This window comes from Streptomyces sp. NPDC038280 (assembly GCF_055600045.1).
In genome coordinates this window covers 158,829-174,809 of the sequence record NZ_JBVJYZ010000002.1, presented here as the reverse complement: position 1 = coordinate 174,809, position 15,981 = coordinate 158,829, and the positions used below count along the sequence as shown (strand labels likewise).

The following is a 15,981-nucleotide window of genomic DNA, read 5'->3' as shown; positions in this document are numbered from 1 at the left end:
TACTCAGGTTTCCTTCGTTTCCCGGATGTGCCGGCCGACCGCGTGGGCGTTGAGCAGCGACGCGAAACCGGCCCCCCGGATCCGGCGCACCAGCTCCTCGTAGCCGGTGCCCAGCGCCTGCGCCGTACGCCCGAGATGCCAGTCGTGATCGGCCAGGCTGCGCAGCAGGTGGCCGCGCCGGACCTGGTTCTCCGAGAGGCGGAAGGTCTTGAGATAGGCCGCGCGGCCCTTGTGGTCCGTTATCAGCTCGCCGATGTGCTGATCCCGCTCTCCGCGGTGGAAGGGCGGCAGGAAGCGGTGCAGGGCGTACTCGCCCATGCGGTAGACCCGCTCGAAGGCGTACGGCGTCTCCAGCAGACCGTCCGCCATCAGCGCGCCGTGTGCCTCCGTCCAGGCCCGCTCCTGCGCCGTCGCCGCCGCCCGGAGATCCGCGAGGGTCCGCAGATGGGGCGTGTCCCGGATACGGGCGCCGAACTCCGGGACCGGCGCGCCGAAGAAGGCGTACTGGTGCACCAGCTCGCCGTACAGGTCCTGCACGAGCGTGGGGTGCAGCAGGCGGTAGTCGTCGGGGTGCGGGACGACGAAGGCCGCGGCCAGGGCGTCGGAGGCGTACACCATCACACCGCACTGTCCCGGGTGGATCTCGAAGACCCGCAGCGCCTCTCCGAGACCGCGCACCTCCCACCCCGCGTACGCGTCCTCGGCGCGCGGGGAGAGGCCCTGGCGTACCGCCTGCTGGGACCACTCTTCCCAGACCATGGACGGCCCGCCGAAGTGCAGCGCCAGATAGCCCTCCAGGGCGAGATGCAGCGGGAGGAAGCGCAGCCGGTTCTCCGGGCCGTTCTTGCTGTTCCTCCCGCTCCTGCCGCCCTTGGCGCGCAGCCGCTTGGCCATGCGGTGGTGGCGGCGTACCGGCACATGGTGGTGTGCCATGTCACCGAGCTGTGTGCCGTAGGACGCCGACTGTCCGCCGTCGCCCGACCAGTCCGCGACGAAGCCGTGGGGGATGTACGAGGTGTAGGCCGTACCGTCGCCGACCTCCACCCAACCGGCGCCGCCGTAGACCTCCCGGCGCAGCCGCAGCCCCTCCACGGGCCGCTCACGCACGAGCGGTACGAGACGGATCCCGCCCCACACCTGGGAGGGGCGGGCCGACAGGCCCGTCAGATCGATCCGCGTCACGACGGCGTCCCTTCCCCCACGAAGCGGTCGACGCGCCGGTCCAGATACGCCCGGAGCTCGGGCAGGCCCGTACGGCCCTCCGCGAACTGCGCGATCTCGACCAGCGCCGGCAGGTCCTCCGCGTCCCTGATCCCCGCGGTCGGCACGCTCGGCGCGAGGCGCCGCACATCGAAGCCGTCGGCGTCGTATACGGGGTTCAGATGAACCACGCTGGTCAGTCGGCCGGGGTCGAGGCGCGTACGCCAGACACGCAGGACCTCGCCCGCGAGGCCCGGCGGCGCGTTGTCCCAGCCGTCCGAGACGACGACGAGCCGCTGCGGCCGGTGCTCCAGAGCGTCGATGATCCGCGTACCGAGCGGCGTCGGACCCCACGGGCGCACGAGCAGCGGGTCACGGTCGCCCGAGGTCCACAGCGGCGTGTACGTCTCCGCCAGCGCCTCCAGGAGGAAGTGGCAGCCCAGCGCCACCGCCAGCGGACGGCGGCGCTTCACGCCCGAGCCGGAGGCCGAGTAGCTGTCGTCCAGGACCGCGGCCACCCGGCCCCAGGTCCCGGCGTGCGGGCCGGCCGCCCGCCGCGCGGCGGCCCGCAGCGCGCGCGTCAGCTCCGCGCGCCGGGCCACCCGCTCCTCGAACCCGAGGGAGAGGACGAAGAGCGCGAGCCGGGTCAGCGGTATGGCGGTGCGGTTGATCCCCGGGCCGGTGCGCTGCGTCCGCAGCCGTTCGAGCCGGGTCATCCGGGGCGCGATCCGCTCCATGAAGACCTCGCGGCGCACCCCGTGTTCCGCGGCGAACCCCTCCGCGACCGTGAACGGCAGCTCGTACAGCGCGGACTGCTCGAAGTGCGCCCGCCGGTGGGCGTCCAGGAAGGCGTGCTCGTAGCGGACCCGGCGGCCCGGCGCGAAGAGGAAGTCACCGTACTCACCCGCGCCCGCCGGAGTGCTCGCCCCTTCGGCCTCGCCGTCACGCAGGTTGAGGTGCGCGTGACGGGCCGCCGTCTTGAGGCCCGCCCGGTACTTCACGGCGTCATGGCCGAGATCGGGACGCGCGGCCAGCCAGTCGCGGACGATCGCGCGGGTGCGGCGGTTGTTGACCTTGGCGGCGCGCAGCGCGCGGAAGATCCGGTACACCCGCTGCGGCGGCAACAGCGCCAGCCGGGCCGCGATCAGCCGCCCCTCCACCCGCTTCTGCTCCGCGTCCGCCTCGTCCGACGTCCGCAGCAACTGCTCGATGATCAGGCAGGCGTTGTGGTCGTTGATGTCCAGGGCGAGCGAAGCCGCGTACAGCGCGCGGTAGTTGACGCGGACGTACTCGTGCACGAAGGAGAGCGACAGCCGCTGCTCGTACGCCTCCGAACGGAACTCCCGCTGTCCGGTCGAGGTCACCGCCGAGTTCACGAAGAGCAGGACGTCCTCGGCCGCGACCAGATCGGCGAAGGTCTCGACGGCCATGCGTGCCCCCGTATGCCGCTGGAGAAGGAGGAGGCCGACCGGGGAATGGGGGCGCGATCAGCGAAATCACTGCTTCATAGGCAAGTCCCGGAAGTCGCACCGGAGTCCCGCGGCCGGCTCCCAGAACGTAACACGGGACAGGGCGGGCGCCCCATCGCTTTTGTCCGGTGGGTGGAGCGGCGCGCGGGGCAGACTGGCCCGTATGACCAAGCCGCGCATCGGACTTCTCGGCACGGGCCCCTGGGCGGAGCGCACCCACGCGCCCGCGCTGGCCGGCCACCCCGGCATCGAGTTCAGCGGTGTGTGGGGCAGACGCGCCGACGCCGCGGCCGCGCTCGCCGCCGTCCACGGCACCCGGGCGTACGACGACGTGGACGCCCTCTTCGCCGCCAGCGACGCGATCGCCTGCGCGCTGCCGCCCGACGTCCAGGCGCTGTACGCGGCCCGCGCCGCCGCGGCCGGATGCCACCTCCTCCTCGACAAACCGGTCGCCACCACCGTGGCCGGGGCGCGGGAGGTGGCGGCCGCGGCGGAGAGCGCCGGGGTCGCCTCCGTGGTCTTCTGCACGCTGCGGTTCGCCGAGGAGACGGCGGACTGGATCGACGAGCAGGCGGCGGTGGGCGGCTGGTTCCTCGGGCAGGCCCGTTGGCTGGGCGCGCTGTTCGTCCCCGGCGCGACGAGCGCGTACGCCGCCTCGCCCTGGCGGCGGGAGAAGGGCGGCCTGTGGGACGTGGGCCCGCATGTGCTGTCCGTGTTCCTGCCCGTACTCGGTGACGTGTCACAGGTGACGGCGGTGGCGGGACCCGCGGACACCCGCCATCTCGTCCTGGGCCATGCCTCGGGAGCGGGGAGCACGGTCACCCTCGGTCTGAGCGCTCCTGTGGAGGCGGCGGGCGTGGGCATCGGGCTGTTCGGCGAGCACGGGAGGGCGGAGCTGCCCCTTTGGGGGGACGCGATCGGCTCCTTCGGGGCCGCCGTGGACGCGCTGCTGGAGTCCGTACGCACCGGGCAGGCGCATCCGTGCGACGCGCGCTTCGGGCTGCGGATGACGGAGATCCTCGCCGAGGCCGAGGCCTCGGTGCGGGCCCAGACCCCGTCACGGGAGTAGGGGGCGCGAGCCCGGAGGTGAGCGCTGCCCGGCTCGCCCAGGACGCACAGCGTCCCGACGGCCCGGACCGGCTACTTGATCAGGGCGTTCGCCACGGCGATGGCCAGACCGATCGCCGCGTCCGCCGCGCCGACCAGGACCGCCGAGCGGCGCCGGTAGCCCGCCTTGAGCGCCGCGAAGGTGCCCAACGCGGCCAGCAGCGCGGCGTTGATGATCAGACCCGTCGTGCTGACCGGCTGCTCCTCCCAGCCGGCCATCCCGGCGATCAGCAGAAGCAGCACGGTCGGCACGCAGGCGGCCACGACCGGCCACTCGTCGAACAGCGCCCGCAGCAGCCGCCGCCAGCGGATCGCACCGGTACCGGGCTGGTGGGTCGACATGTGGTGGGCGTAGCCGTGGACCAGGGCGGCGGCGACAGCCGTCACCAGGATCCAGGCCGAGTCGTAGTAGGGGGTGTATTGCTCGCCCTCGCTGTGCAGAGCGGCCAGCAGGGCGCTGGCCAGGACGGTGCCGTACACGCCTCCGAACATCCAGTTGCGCATGAATGCCACCGTACGGTGACAAAGCGGTCTATCTGTCCTCGCTGAGGACCATTGGTTCCGCTGATGTCGACCCTGCGGAGGACAACGGCACTGCCCCGGATCGCGTCGGCCCCCGGTCAGCCGACCCGCTCGATCCGCGCCTTGCGGATGAGGAACTTGCCGGGCTCGCGGACCTGCTCGAAGGCCTCGTTGTTGAGCAGGGCGCAACTGCCGGACACCGAGGTCACCTCGACGGTCGTGGACTTGGCGTTGTCCAGGTTGGTCACCTTGAGGCGGGTGCCGATGGGGAACTGGTTGCTGGACGCGGCGGGCGCACCGCCCTCGCCCGAGAGGGTGACGGTCGAACCGGCACAGACGACCTCGCCGGCCGCTCCCTCGCCCGGCTGCTGAGCGGGCGGCTCTTCGGCGGGCGGGTCTTCGGCGGCGGGAGGCTGCTCGGCCATGGGCGGCTGCTCGGCGGCGGGGGGCTGTTCCGCGGCCGGTGGCTGCTGGGCCATGGGCGGCTGCTCGGCGGCCGGCGGCTGTTCCGCCTCCCCGTCACACCCCGAGGCCGTCTGCTTCCGCCTGATCTCCGCGATCACTGCCTCCCGATTGGCGATCCGCGCCGACGACAGCGCGTCCGGGTTCGCCCGCTGATCGGCGATGAACTTCTCGTTGTTGCTCAGCGCGGTGGCGAGGCCGTCGCAGGCCACGGAGGCCTGGCTCGTACCGGTCATCAGCACCGCCGTACCGCCGACCAGCACGGTCGCGCCGACGAGCAGCGCCACCTTCTTCTTGCGGCTGAGGATTTTCCTGCGTGACACGTGGGGCACTTGAGGCTCCTGTTCCCGGCCGAGGACGGCGGCCGGATCGGTTCCGTGTGCCGTTACGTACGAGTAGCAAGGCGGTTCTGCTCAACTGCCCCAGGAATCACTTCCGTACCAAAGCCCTCCCGGGCGGCCGCCAGTGCCCGGCAGAGCGCGTCCAGGGCCGCGCCGTAGAGGTGCTCCGGCGGCGTCGCGTAGCCCACGACCAGGCCGTCCCGCCCCGCCGCCGCGGCCGCCGGATGCAGATAGCCGCTCAGCCCCTCCACCGCCAGCCCATGAGCCGCCGCCGCCTCCAGTACGCGCCGCTCGCTGCCCGGCGGCAGCTCCAGTACGGCGTGCAGCCCCGCCGCGATCCCGGTCACCCGGACCTCCTCCGGCACCCGCTCGGCCAGCGCCGCCACGAGCCGGTCGCGCCGCCGCCGATGGCGCTGGCGCATCTTCCGTACATGGCGGTCGTACGCCCCCGACTCGATGAAGTCCGCGAGCGTCAACTGCTCGGTGGCGGAGGCGTACTGCTCGCGCAGGCCCTTCGCCGCCACCACGGCGTCGACCAGCGCCTCGGGCAGCACCATCCAGCCGATCCGCAGGCCGGGCGAGAGACTCTTGCTCACCGACCCCATCAGCACCACCCGCTCCGGGGAGAGGCCCTGCAACGCGCCCACGGGCTGGCGGTCGTACCGGAACTCCCCGTCGTAGTCGTCCTCCAGGACAAGACCGCCCGTCTCCCGCGCCCACTGCACGGCGGCCGCCCGCCGCCGCGCGTGCAGCGGGCCGCCGGTGGGGAACTGGTGCGCCGGGGTCAGCAGCACCGCGCCGGGCCGACCGGCCAGCTCGTCGACCCGGGCGCCGTGCCCGTCGACCGTCACCGGCACCGTACGGACGCCCGCCTCGGCCAGCAGGGCACGGTGGAAGGGCAGCCCGTACGACTCCACCGCCCACCGACCGCCCACCACGCGCGCGAGGAGCCGCAGCGCGTGGGCGGTACCCGAGCAGAGCACGATCCGCTCCGGATCCGTCCGCACCCCTCGGACCCGCGCCAGATACCCGGCGAGCGCCCTGCGGAGCTCCACGCGCCCGCGCGGGTCGCCCGGCCCGAAGGCGTCGTGCGGCGCGGCGGTGAGCGCCCGGCGGGCGGAGGCGAGCCACGCGGTCCGCGGAAAGGCGGCCGGGTCCGGCTTGCCCTGCGTGAGGTCGTACGGGAGCGGGGGAGGGACCGCGGTGGGCGCGGGCGGCGGCCGGAGCGCCTCGGCGCGGGTTCCGGCGACCCGCGTCCCCGAGCCCTGCCGGGCGGTCAGCCAGCCCTCGGCGACGAGTTCGGCGTAGGCGTCGGCGACGGTGTTCCGCGCGAGCCCCAGATCGGCGGCGAGGGAACGGTACGGCGGCAGCCGGCTCCCCGGCGCGAGGCGGCCGCTTCGCACGGCCTCCCGCACCGCCCGCATCAGCACCGCCCGCCGGCTGCCCGACCCGGTCAGCTCCAGATGCAGATCGGCGCCGAGCGCCTCCGCCATGTCGACCCATGTACCCGCCACGTCCGGATTGGTACCAGACAGCCGGGCCCCCCGTCCGGCCACCCCCCTAGGTGTATTGATCACGAGCGTTGTTAACACTCGGCGCCGAGGATCTCTCCCACGCCCAGCAGGAAGCGCCGCACCGCCGCGACCTCACCCTCCTCGAAGCCGCGCAGCAGCGCCTCCGTGTCCGCGATCAGCGGGCCGAAGTACGCCCACCCCAGCTCCTTCGCCCCGTCCTCGACACGCAGCAGCACCCGTCGGCGGTCCCGTTCGTCCCGTACGCGGGCGAGGAGGCCCAGGCGCTCCAGCCGGTCGATCAGGGCCGTCGTGCCTGCGGAGTTGAGACCGAGCTGGGCCCCGAGCCGGCCGGCCGTGGCGTCCGTACCGGCGCGCTCGGCGTCCAGCAGGCAGATCAGCGCGCGTACGTCGGTGGGGTGCATGCCGTTGCGGCTCGCGAACTCCGCCTGTCGCAGGCCGAATTCGACGGTCACCGCGCGCAGCAGATGAAAGATCTCCCTCTCGGGTTCTTCGGTCGGACGATCCATCTCTCTCCTATTATCTCGTTCAGCGAGATTATCGCCCAGCGAGCATTCTGGAGGAACCCATGGCCGCCACCGCCCCCACCGACGCGTTCCTTCGGGCCTATGACGTCGTGCTCGCCAAGTGGCCCGCGCACACCACCCACCGCGACCTCCGCACGCCCTACGGCACCACCCACGTGCACAGCCACGGCCCCGAAAGCGGACGGCCCGTGGTCCTCCTGCCCGGCGGCGGCGCCACCTCCACCGTCTGGTACGCCACCGCCGCCGCGCTGGGCCGTACCCACCGCGTCCACGCCGTCGACCTGGTCGGCGACCCCGGCCGCAGCGTCCCGGGCGGCCGGCCCCTCCGCGAGGCCGGCGATCTGGCGGGCTGGCTCGACGCGTTGCTCGACGGCCTCGGCCTGTCGTCCACGGCGCTCCTCGGGCACTCGTACGGTGCCTGGATCGCCGTGCACTTCGCACTCCGGACGCCCTCCCGGGTCGACCGGCTCGTCCTGCTGGACCCGACGAACACGTTCACCGGCTTCAGCCCGCGCTACCTGCTGCGCGCCCTGCCGATGCTGGTGCGCTCCACCCCGGCCCGCATCCGGTCCTTCCTGGAATGGGAGACCGACGGCGCGCCCCCCGACCCCGAGTGGACGCGGCTCGCCGCCCTCGCCGCCGACTTTCCGACCATCAGGCCCGTCGCCGGCCCCCGCCCGGCAGCCGAGGCCCTGCGCGGCCTGACGCCGCCGGCCCTGCTGCTGCTCGCCGAGCACAGCAGGGCCCATGACGTACGCAAGGTCGCCGCCGTGGCGGCCGGGCTGCTCCCGGACATGGAGACGCTCACGCTGGCGGGGACCACCCACCACTCACTGCCGATCGCCGTGCGCGAGGACGGGCACCGCCGGATCGCGGAGTTCCTGAGCGGCTGATCAGCGGGACAGGGCGTCCCGTACCGCCTCGTCCGTCCGCGCCACCAGCGCCGTGCCGTCGTCCGCCGTGATGATCGGCCGCTGGATCAGCTTCGGGTGGGCGGCCAGGGCCCCGATCCAGCGGTCGCGCGAAGCGGCCTCCCTCGGCCACTCCTTCATGCCGAGCTCCTTCGCCGCCGCCTCCTGCGTCCGCGTGATGTCCCACGGCTCGAGCCCGAGCCGGTCGAGGACCTCCTTGATCTCGTCCGTGGAGGGCACGTCCTCCAGGTAGCGGCGCACGGTGTACTGCGCGCCCTCCTCGTCGAGCAGATTCACCGCACTGCGGCACTTGGAACACGCGGGATTGATCCAGATCTCCATGCCGCCACGGTACTCCCACGGGTCTCCCCAGCACCTCCCGCCCACCCCGCAAAGCCCTTCTGGCCAGGGCCGATTGTCAGTGCCCCCCAGTAAAATCGGGGGTGAAGGTGAGGGTCCCGGGGAGGGCCCTCACCCCCCGCGCGCCAGGAGGTCGCCGATGGCTGTTGCCGCACTCACGACGCTGCCCCTCGAACCCTGGAAGCCTCTGCAGAGGAAGCCACTCCCGGCGGGACTGCCCCGCGAGTGGTACGTCACCCACAACCGCCGCCTCAAGGCCATGCGTCTGGCGATCGCCCTGCTCGACTCGGGCGTCTACGACACGGCGCAGGCCCACAACCGCACGATACGGAACACGGCGGAGCGCATCGGCGTCCACCCGCCGTCCGACACCACCTGCCGGATGGTCAGGGCCCTGATCCGCTACGGCCGCTGACGCGGCAGGGCGCATGACGCGCCGAGGCCCCGCCGCTCTCGGGGGAGAGCGGCGGGGCCTCGGTCACGAACAGGTCGTACGACCCGCGGTGTTTAGAGGTCGAAGTAGAGCTCGAACTCGTGCGGGTGCGGGCGCAGCTGGATCGGGGCGATCTCGTTGGTGCGCTTGTAGTCGATCCACGTCTCGATCAGGTCGGAGGTGAAGACACCGCCGGCCTGCAGGTAGTCGTTGTCCGCCTCGAGGGCGTCGAGGACCGCCGGGAGGGAGGTCGGGACCTGGGCGACGCCCGCGTGCTCCTCCGGGGCCAGCTCGTAGAGGTCCTTGTCGATCGGCTCGGCCGGCTCGATCTTGTTCTTCACACCGTCGAGGCCGGCCAGCAGCAGCGCCGAGAAGGCCAGGTACGGGTTGGAGGACGGGTCCGGCGCGCGGAACTCGACGCGCTTGGCCTTCGGGTTCGAGCCCGTGATCGGGATACGCATGGCCGCGGAGCGGTTGCGCTGCGAGTAGACCAGGTTGACCGGGGCCTCGAAGCCGGGGACCAGGCGGTGGTAGGAGTTCACCGTCGGGTTGGTGAAGGCGAGCAGCGACGGGGCGTGCTTGAGGATGCCGCCGATGTAGTAGCGGGCGGTGTCCGAGAGGCCCGCGTAGCCGGTCTCGTCGTAGAACAGCGGGTCGCCGTTGGCCCACAGCGACTGGTGCACGTGCATGCCCGAGCCGTTGTCACCGAAGATCGGCTTCGGCATGAAGGTCGCGGTCTTGCCGTTGCGCCAGGCGACGTTCTTCACGATGTACTTGAAGAGCATCAGGTCGTCGGCCGCGGCGAGCAGCGTGTTGAACTTGTAGTTGATCTCGGCCTGGCCGGCGGTGCCGACCTCGTGGTGCTGGCGCTCGACCTGGAGGCCGACGTTCTCCAGCTCCAGGGAGATCTCGGAGCGCAGGTCGGCGAAGTGGTCGACCGGCGGGGCCGGGAAGTAGCCGCCCTTGTAGCGGACCTTGTAACCACGGTTGTCCTCGACCTTGCCGGTGTTCCAGGCGCCGGCCTCGGAGTCGATGTGGTAGAAGCCCTGGTTCGCCGAGGTCTCGAAGCGCACCGAGTCGAAGACGTAGAACTCGGCCTCGGGACCGAAGTACGCGGTGTCCGCGATGCCGGTCGACGCGAGGTAGGCCTCGGCCTTCTTGGCGATGTTGCGCGGGTCACGGCTGTACTGCTCGCCCGTGATCGGGTCGTGGATGAAGAAGTTGATGTTGAGCGTCTTGTCCTTGCGGAACGGGTCGAGCCGCGCCGTCGACAGGTCGGCGCGCAGCGCCATGTCGGACTCGTGGATCGCCTGGAAACCGCGGATCGACGAGCCGTCGAAGGCGAGCTCCTCGGACGGGTCGAACGCCGTCGCCGGGATCGTGAAGTGCTGCATCACGCCCGGAAGGTCGCAGAAACGGACGTCCACCATCTTGACGTCGTTGTCCGCGATGAACTTCTTGGCGTCGTCGGCGTTCTGGAACATCCAACTCCTCCTACTCCCGACCCGGGAAGGGCGGGGTTGTAGCTCGGTCGTGCGGCCAGTGCGGTGGCACACGCTGGACCCGACCATAGGCAGACGGGATTTCTCAAGCATGACCCATTTGTTTCTACCAAGTTAACCGGGCCGGGTGCGCGTGTGCCTTTCGAGCCACGGCGCGGACCCGGGCCGAAGTGATCAAAAACGGGCGCAGTACCGTGGTCGGGTGGACAACAGGCAAGCAATCGGATCTTGGCTCTCCGGACCGCGCGCGGCGGCCGAGGACATGGGCGTCGACTTCGGTTACCGGGGCCGGCGCCTCGGTCTGCCCCAGGAAGGCCCCGGCTCCATCGCGCCCCTCGGGCGCCGCTTCGGGGCCGTCTTCATCGACTGGGCCCTGTGCATGCTGATCGCATACGGGCTGATCGCCCGGGGTCACTGGAACGCGGCAGGCAACTGGGCCACGCTCGTCCTGTTCGTCCTGAGCGTGCTGACGGTGGGCACGATCGGCAGCACCCCCGGCAAGCGGCTGATGGGTCTGCGCGTCATCTCCGCCGACGGCGGCCGCCTCGGCGCCGTCCGGGTGGTCGTCCGCAGCGCCCTGCTCTGCCTGGCGATCCCGGCGCTGATCTGGGACCGGGACGGCCGCGGCCTGCACGACCGACTCGCCCGCGCGGTCCAGGTACGGATCTAGAAGCGCGGCACCGAACAGCAGACACAGAGCAGGCGCCAGAAGAGCAGGCACAGAAGAGGGGCTCCCCGGTCCGGACCGGGGAGCCCCTCTCTTGTGCTGCGCTTTCGGCGCGTCAGCGCATCTTTCCGCCGCGCGGCATCCGCATGCCCTTGGGCATCGGGCCCTTCGGCAGCGGCATGTTGCTCATCAGGTCGCCCATCGCGCGCAGCCGGTCGTTGGCCGCCGTGACCTGGGGGCCGGAGAGCACCCGGGGCAGCTTCAGCATGGTCGTACGGACCTTCTTCAGCGGCACCTGGCCCTCGCCGTTGCCGACGATGATGTCGTGCACCGGCACGTCCACCACGATGCGGGCCATCTTCTTCTTCTCCGCGGCCAGCAGGGTCTTGAGCCGGTTCGGGTTGCCCTCGGCCACCAGCACGACACCGGCCTTGCCCACCGCCCGGTGGATGACGTCCTGGCTGCGGTTCATCGCCACCGCGGGCGTCGTCGTCCAGCCGCGCCCCACGTTCTGCAGGACCGCGGCGGCGGCGCCCGGCTGCCCCTCCATCTGACCGAAGGCGGCCTTCTCGGCGCGACGGCCGAAGACGATCGCCATCGCGAGCAGAGCCAGGATGAAGCCCAGGATGCCCAGATAGACGGGGTGACCGATCACGAAACCGATCGCGAGGAGGACGCCGAGAGTGACGATGCCCACACCTGCGACGACAAGACCGACCTTCGGATCGGCCTTGCGGGTCATCTTGTACGTCAGAACGACCTGCTTCAGTCGCCCGGGGTTCGCATCAGCGTCAACGCTGTCTGTGTTTGCCTTCCTCGCCATGTCTGGAAGTTTACGTGGCCCGCGAAGCGCGACCAGCCACGGCCTCCATTACGTGCTGAGCCTCGACCCGGTCCTTCGCCCGGCGGCGGTCCTCCAGGACGGACGTCCAGGCGTTGCGGCGGGCGGTCCGCTGACCGCTGCCCAGAAGCAGCGCCTCCACGGCGCGCAGGGCACCGGTGACGGACGGGATGGCGTGGGCGCGTACATGCGTCGCGGCCTGCATGGTGGTGGGTCCTCCCTCAAGGCGGATGAGACGAGGTGGGGGGTCGCGGCAAAGGTCGCGGCGGGGTGTCAACCAAGGCTCACTGATTGGTGTTACCAGGGCGTGACCGGACGGTCAAACACCAATGAATCCTTGATACCGAGCCTCCGCATGCCGACGTGGCCCATACGAGCGCCCCTACCTGCGGGGACCGTACGGGCCACGTCGAACCGGCCATTACTGGCGGGTAATAGCTTGTGCGCCGATTCACACGGCGCGGGGGTGCGGGAGCTAGCCGGCCTGGGGGGCGGCCGTCGCGCCGCGCCGCTCCATCGCCTGCTGGAAAAGCCGCCCGGCGCGGTACGAGGACCGGACCAGCGGCCCCGACATCACACCGGAGAAGCCGATCTCGTCGGCCTCCTCCTTCAGCTCCACGAACTCCTGCGGCTTCACCCAGCGCTCGACGGGGTGGTGGCGCACGGAGGGGCGCAGGTACTGGGTGATCGTGATCAGCTCGCAGCCCGCGTCGTGCAGGTGCTGCAGCGCCTCACTGACCTCCTCGCGGGTCTCGCCCATGCCGAGGATCAGGTTCGACTTGGTCACCAGGCCGTAGTCCCGGGCCTTGGTGATGACCTCCAGCGAACGCTCGTAACGGAAACCGGGACGGATCCGCTTGAAGATCCGCGGCACCGTCTCGACGTTGTGCGCGAAGACCTCGGGGCGCGAGGAGAAGACCTCGGCCAGCAGCTCCGGCACCGCGTTGAAGTCGGGGGCGAGCAGCTCGACCTTCGTCCGGCCCTCGGCGCGGTCCGCCGTCTGGGCGTGGATCTGGCGCACGGTCTCCGCGTACAGCCAGGCGCCGCCGTCCTCCAGGTCGTCGCGGGCGACGCCGGTGATGGTGGCGTAGTTCAGGTCCATGGTGACGACGGACTCGCCGACGCGGCGGGGCTCGTCACGGTCGAGCGCCTCGGGCTTGCCCGTGTCGATCTGGCAGAAGTCACAGCGCCGGGTGCACTGGTCACCGCCGATGAGGAAGGTGGCCTCGCGGTCCTCCCAGCATTCGAAGATGTTCGGACAGCCGGCTTCCTGGCAGACCGTGTGCAGGCCCTCGCTCTTCACGAGGCTCTGCATCTTGGTGTACTCGGGACCCATCTTCGCCCGGGTCTTGATCCACTCGGGCTTGCGCTCGATGGGGGTCTGGCTGTTCCGGACCTCCAGGCGCAGCATCTTGCGTCCGTCGGGTGCGACTGCGGACACATCGGCTCCCTGTAGCTTCGATTCTTCGGCGCACACCAGGGTACGCCCGTTGTTCCTGCGGCCTTACGTCTGGCCAACCTGAGGCCAGAGCTCGGCATTCCCTAGGCGCCGGCCGTCTCCGCCGCGCGCTCGATCTCACGGGGCCTGAGCTCCGCGTGCTCCAGTACGTCCCGCAGGTGCTTCTCCACGACGGGCAGCACCTGCGCGATCGTGATGTCGCGGCCCAGCTCGCTCGCGAGCGAGGCCACGCCGGCGTCCCGGATGCCGCACGGCACGATCCGGTCGAACCAGGTGTTGTCCGGATTCACGTTCAGCGCGAAGCCGTGCATGGTGACGCCCTTGGCGACGCGGATGCCGATCGCCGCGAGCTTGCGGTCCTCACGGCGCTGGCCGGCGTTGGACGGGGCGTACTCGGGGCCGTTGAGCCGCGGGTCGAACTCCTCGTCGTGGAGTCGCGGGTCGAAGTCCAGCGAGAGGCCGCCGACCGACGGACGCTCCTCGACGGGGTCGCCCAGGACCCAGACACCGCTGCGCCCCTCGACCCGGCTGGTCTCCAGGCCGAACTCGGCGGCCGTGCGGATCAGCGCGTCCTCCAGGCGGCGGACGTGCGCGACGACGTCCACCGGGCGGGGCAGCTTCAGGATCGGGTAGCCGACGAGCTGGCCGGGGCCGTGCCAGGTGATCTTCCCGCCCCGGTCCACGTCGACGACCGGGGTCCCGTCCAGGGGGCGCTCGCTGTCCTCCGTGCGCCGTCCCGCGGTGTAGACCGGCGGGTGCTCCAGGAGAAGACAGGTGTCCGGGGTCTCGTCGGCGAACCGGGCCGCGTGCACCTCGCGCTGCTTGTCCCACGCCTCCTGGTACTCGACGGCGTGTTCGCCGAAGCCCAGATGGACGAATCGCAGCTCACTCACGGCAATGCCTCCCTAGCAACTGCACCGTGCACTTAACGCGCCCCCGCCACTGTACGGCGGCGGTACGAAAGACGGACCGGCAGGTCGTTCCCGTCAGCGCCGCCCCCAATCCTCACACGATCGGATGAATGTGGGGCGAAGGTGGTGGTTTGGGCGATCGGGGCCGCTAAATTCGCGCCGTTCCATGAGGGCTGCACCCCGGGGCCCGGAAGGCAGGAGACCGCACAGCTGATGACGGAACGACCCCCGCAGCGCACCCCGAACCGCCAGCTCGCCGCGCTCATCGCCGAGGCCGGATTCTCCAACGCCGGACTCGCCAGAAGGGTCGACCAGCTCGGCCTCGAGCACGGCCTCGATCTCCGGTACGACAAGACCTCCGTGACCCGCTGGCTCCGTGGCCAGCAGCCGCGCGGCACCACGCCCGCCCTGATCGCCGAGGTCTTCACCCGGCGCCTGGGCCGGCGGCTGTCCGCCCAGGACCTCGGCCTCGACGCCTGCGCCCCGGTCTACGCCGGTCTGGAGTTCGCGGCCACCCCCGAGGAGGCCGTCGACATCGTCGGCGGCCTGTGGCGCAAGGACTCCGGAAGCCACGCCGAACTCCGCAAGATCGCCTTCACGCCGGCGGGGCTGGTGGTGCCGAGCCGCGACTGGCTGATCGGGCGGGCCGACGACCGGGTGGGCCGCGGCGAGCCCGCCCCGCACGCCGCCCGCATCCCGGTCCAGGGCCGCCCCTCCGTACCGCGCCAGCGCACCACCGACCGCGGGCCCGGCCAGCGCGTCTCCGGCGGGGACGTCGCGGCGCTGCGCTCCGTCGGAGAGCTCTTCCGCACCCTCGACCACGCCTACGGCGGAGGGCACGCCCGTCAGGCCCTCGTGCGCTATCTGGAGCACGAGGCGGAGCCGATGCTGCGCGGGACGTACGGCGAGACCGTCGGACGGCGCCTGTTCGCGGCGGCCGCCGATCTGACCCGGCTCGCGGGCTGGACCTCGTACGACATCGCGGCACACGGACTGGCCCAGCGCTACTTCGTCCAGGCCCTGCGGCTCTCCCAGGCGGCCGGCGACCGGGCCTACGGCTCGTACGTCCTGATCACCATGAGTCGGCAGGCCGTCTATCTCGGGCACGGACGCGAGGCGGTCCAGCTCGCCCGGGTCGCCCAACAGGGCCTCGGCTCCGCCGCGCCGCCCGTCGTCCAGGCGTTGCTCCACGCGGTCGAGGCGCGCGGACACGGGGTCCTCGGCGACGTACGGGCGTGCAGCGCCTCGCTCGCGCGCGCCGAGCGGGCCCTCGAAGCGGCCAGACCCGGGGACGAGATGCCGTACTGGGCGCGGGCCTTCGACGAGGCGCAGCTGGCCTCCGACTTCGGCCACTGCCACCGCGATCTCCAGCAGTACCGGGCCGCGGCCCAGCACGCGGAGCGCTCGCTGCAGCTCCGCTCACCCGCCTACGCCCGGAGCCGGCTCTTCAGCCGGGTGGTGCTGGCCTCGGCCCGGCTCGGCCTCGGCGAGCTGGACCAGGCGTGCGCCCTGGGCGCGGAGGCGGCGCAGCAGGCCTCGGAGATGCGCTCCGCGCGGGCCGTGGAGTACGTACGCGACTTCGAGCGCAGGCTGGAGCCGTACCGCGACGCCTCCGCCGTGCGGACCTACCGGGACCGCGTGGCGGCCATCGGCTAGAAGGGCGCGTGCGACCCGGCGCGGGGCCGCCGGGAAGGCGGCCCCGGCCTCCGTACGGGTGGCATGCCTCTCCTCGCCGAG

General features: G+C 71.7%; 17 protein-coding genes. 5 read left to right on the top strand and 12 right to left on the bottom strand.

The genetic code is table 11. The annotated features are described in order from the left end of the window. Positions 1-3 precede the first annotated feature (3 nt). Both ACZ7J0_RS05895 and ACZ7J0_RS05890 read right to left on the bottom strand, forming a co-directional pair. A complete protein-coding gene (locus ACZ7J0_RS05895; RefSeq protein ID WP_470884418.1) occupies positions 4-1,182 on the bottom strand; it encodes an ARPP-2 domain-containing protein in 1,179 nt (392 codons plus the stop codon). Further along, complete coding sequence (locus ACZ7J0_RS05890) at positions 1,179-2,630, bottom strand: hypothetical protein (protein ID WP_470884416.1); 1,452 nt, start codon at positions 2,628-2,630, stop codon at positions 1,179-1,181. The genes ACZ7J0_RS05895 and ACZ7J0_RS05890 overlap by 4 nt, the downstream gene beginning before the upstream one ends. A 202-nt stretch (positions 2,631-2,832) precedes the next feature. On the opposite strand from ACZ7J0_RS05890, the gene ACZ7J0_RS05885 reads away from it, so the two are divergent. Beyond that, positions 2,833-3,738 (top strand): Gfo/Idh/MocA family protein, encoded by a 906-nt coding sequence (locus tag ACZ7J0_RS05885; protein ID WP_470884414.1) that lies wholly within the window; start codon positions 2,833-2,835, stop codon positions 3,736-3,738. 71 nt (positions 3,739-3,809) lie between these two features. Here the strand turns inward: ACZ7J0_RS05885 and ACZ7J0_RS05880 are convergent, their stop codons facing one another. The 4 genes from ACZ7J0_RS05880 to ACZ7J0_RS05865 all read right to left on the bottom strand — a co-directional run bounded on the left by ACZ7J0_RS05880 (position 3,810) and on the right by ACZ7J0_RS05865 (position 7,142). Continuing rightward, positions 3,810-4,280 (bottom strand): hypothetical protein, encoded by a 471-nt coding sequence (locus tag ACZ7J0_RS05880; RefSeq protein WP_470884412.1) that lies wholly within the window; start codon positions 4,278-4,280, stop codon positions 3,810-3,812. Positions 4,281-4,396: 116 nt separating this feature from the next. Continuing rightward, complete coding sequence (locus ACZ7J0_RS05875) at positions 4,397-5,083, bottom strand: RlpA-like double-psi beta-barrel domain-containing protein (protein WP_470884410.1); 687 nt, start codon at positions 5,081-5,083, stop codon at positions 4,397-4,399. Positions 5,084-5,145: 62 nt separating this feature from the next. After that, the gene (gene pdxR / locus ACZ7J0_RS05870; RefSeq protein WP_470885144.1) at positions 5,146-6,594 is read right to left on the bottom strand and encodes a MocR-like pyridoxine biosynthesis transcription factor PdxR; all 1,449 of its coding nucleotides are present in this window, start codon (positions 6,592-6,594) and stop codon (positions 5,146-5,148) included. A gap of 92 nt (positions 6,595-6,686) precedes the next feature. Next, entirely contained in the window at positions 6,687-7,142 is a 456-nt protein-coding gene (locus ACZ7J0_RS05865; protein ID WP_470884408.1) for a MarR family transcriptional regulator, read from the bottom strand. Positions 7,143-7,201: 59 nt separating this feature from the next. Here ACZ7J0_RS05865 and ACZ7J0_RS05860 point away from each other — a divergent pair, with 59 nt between their 5' ends. Further along, positions 7,202-8,053, top strand: coding sequence for an alpha/beta fold hydrolase (locus ACZ7J0_RS05860; RefSeq protein WP_470884406.1), 852 nt, complete (start codon positions 7,202-7,204; stop codon positions 8,051-8,053). Here ACZ7J0_RS05860 and ACZ7J0_RS05855 read toward each other — a convergent pair whose 3' ends face one another. Next, the gene (locus ACZ7J0_RS05855) at positions 8,054-8,413 is read right to left on the bottom strand and encodes an arsenate reductase family protein (RefSeq protein WP_470884404.1); all 360 of its coding nucleotides are present in this window, start codon (positions 8,411-8,413) and stop codon (positions 8,054-8,056) included. Positions 8,414-8,570: 157 nt separating this feature from the next. Here ACZ7J0_RS05855 and ACZ7J0_RS05850 point away from each other — a divergent pair, with 157 nt between their 5' ends. Continuing rightward, the gene (locus tag ACZ7J0_RS05850; RefSeq protein ID WP_468705182.1) at positions 8,571-8,846 is read left to right on the top strand and encodes a hypothetical protein; all 276 of its coding nucleotides are present in this window, start codon (positions 8,571-8,573) and stop codon (positions 8,844-8,846) included. 92 nt (positions 8,847-8,938) lie between these two features. Here the strand turns inward: ACZ7J0_RS05850 and glnA are convergent, their stop codons facing one another. Continuing rightward, positions 8,939-10,348, bottom strand: a complete 1,410-nt coding sequence (gene glnA, locus ACZ7J0_RS05845) for a type I glutamate--ammonia ligase (protein ID WP_470884402.1) — start codon at positions 10,346-10,348, stop codon at positions 8,939-8,941. Positions 10,349-10,568: 220 nt separating this feature from the next. Here glnA and ACZ7J0_RS05840 point away from each other — a divergent pair, with 220 nt between their 5' ends. Then, positions 10,569-11,036, top strand: a complete 468-nt coding sequence (locus ACZ7J0_RS05840; protein ID WP_470884400.1) for an RDD family protein — start codon at positions 10,569-10,571, stop codon at positions 11,034-11,036. A gap of 112 nt (positions 11,037-11,148) precedes the next feature. Here ACZ7J0_RS05840 and ACZ7J0_RS05835 read toward each other — a convergent pair whose 3' ends face one another. The 4 genes from ACZ7J0_RS05835 to lipB form a co-directional block, all read right to left on the bottom strand. Next, entirely contained in the window at positions 11,149-11,856 is a 708-nt protein-coding gene (locus ACZ7J0_RS05835) for a DUF4191 domain-containing protein (protein WP_470884398.1), read from the bottom strand. A gap of 10 nt (positions 11,857-11,866) precedes the next feature. After that, positions 11,867-12,079 carry an SCO2195 family GlnR-regulated protein gene (locus ACZ7J0_RS05830; RefSeq protein ID WP_470884396.1) on the bottom strand — a complete coding sequence of 71 codons (213 nt, stop codon included), beginning with the start codon at positions 12,077-12,079 and terminating at the stop codon, positions 11,867-11,869. Between the two features lie 270 nt (positions 12,080-12,349). Next, positions 12,350-13,315, bottom strand: a complete 966-nt coding sequence (gene lipA, locus ACZ7J0_RS05825) for a lipoyl synthase (RefSeq protein WP_469118224.1) — start codon at positions 13,313-13,315, stop codon at positions 12,350-12,352. Positions 13,316-13,416: 101 nt separating this feature from the next. Further along, positions 13,417-14,226, bottom strand: coding sequence for a lipoyl(octanoyl) transferase LipB (lipB, locus tag ACZ7J0_RS05820; protein WP_470884394.1), 810 nt, complete (start codon positions 14,224-14,226; stop codon positions 13,417-13,419). Between the two features lie 231 nt (positions 14,227-14,457). Between lipB and ACZ7J0_RS05815 the strand changes: the two genes are divergently transcribed. After that, complete coding sequence (locus tag ACZ7J0_RS05815) at positions 14,458-15,900, top strand: regulator (protein ID WP_470884392.1); 1,443 nt, start codon at positions 14,458-14,460, stop codon at positions 15,898-15,900. Positions 15,901-15,981: the final 81 nt, after the last annotated feature.

What these genes read in the sequence shown, in the direction of transcription:
- ACZ7J0_RS05855 (WP_470884404.1), bottom strand. Translation starts at nt 8,413, where the DNA reads ATGGAGATCTGGATCAATCCCGCGTGTTCCAAGTGCCGCAGTGCGGTG.
- ACZ7J0_RS05850 (WP_468705182.1), top strand. Translation starts at nt 8,571, where the DNA reads ATGGCTGTTGCCGCACTCACGACGCTGCCCCTCGAACCCTGGAAGCCT.
- ACZ7J0_RS05865 (WP_470884408.1), bottom strand. Translation starts at nt 7,142, where the DNA reads ATGGATCGTCCGACCGAAGAACCCGAGAGGGAGATCTTTCATCTGCTG.
- ACZ7J0_RS05880 (WP_470884412.1), bottom strand. Translation starts at nt 4,280, where the DNA reads ATGCGCAACTGGATGTTCGGAGGCGTGTACGGCACCGTCCTGGCCAGC.
- ACZ7J0_RS05815 (WP_470884392.1), top strand. Translation starts at nt 14,458, where the DNA reads ATGACGGAACGACCCCCGCAGCGCACCCCGAACCGCCAGCTCGCCGCG.
- ACZ7J0_RS05835 (WP_470884398.1), bottom strand. Translation starts at nt 11,856, where the DNA reads ATGGCGAGGAAGGCAAACACAGACAGCGTTGACGCTGATGCGAACCCC.
- ACZ7J0_RS05885 (WP_470884414.1), top strand. Translation starts at nt 2,833, where the DNA reads ATGACCAAGCCGCGCATCGGACTTCTCGGCACGGGCCCCTGGGCGGAG.
- pdxR (WP_470885144.1), bottom strand. Translation starts at nt 6,594, where the DNA reads ATGGCGGAGGCGCTCGGCGCCGATCTGCATCTGGAGCTGACCGGGTCG.
- ACZ7J0_RS05830 (WP_470884396.1), bottom strand. Translation starts at nt 12,079, where the DNA reads ATGCAGGCCGCGACGCATGTACGCGCCCACGCCATCCCGTCCGTCACC.
- ACZ7J0_RS05890 (WP_470884416.1), bottom strand. Translation starts at nt 2,630, where the DNA reads ATGGCCGTCGAGACCTTCGCCGATCTGGTCGCGGCCGAGGACGTCCTG.
- glnA (WP_470884402.1), bottom strand. Translation starts at nt 10,348, where the DNA reads ATGTTCCAGAACGCCGACGACGCCAAGAAGTTCATCGCGGACAACGAC.
- ACZ7J0_RS05860 (WP_470884406.1), top strand. Translation starts at nt 7,202, where the DNA reads ATGGCCGCCACCGCCCCCACCGACGCGTTCCTTCGGGCCTATGACGTC.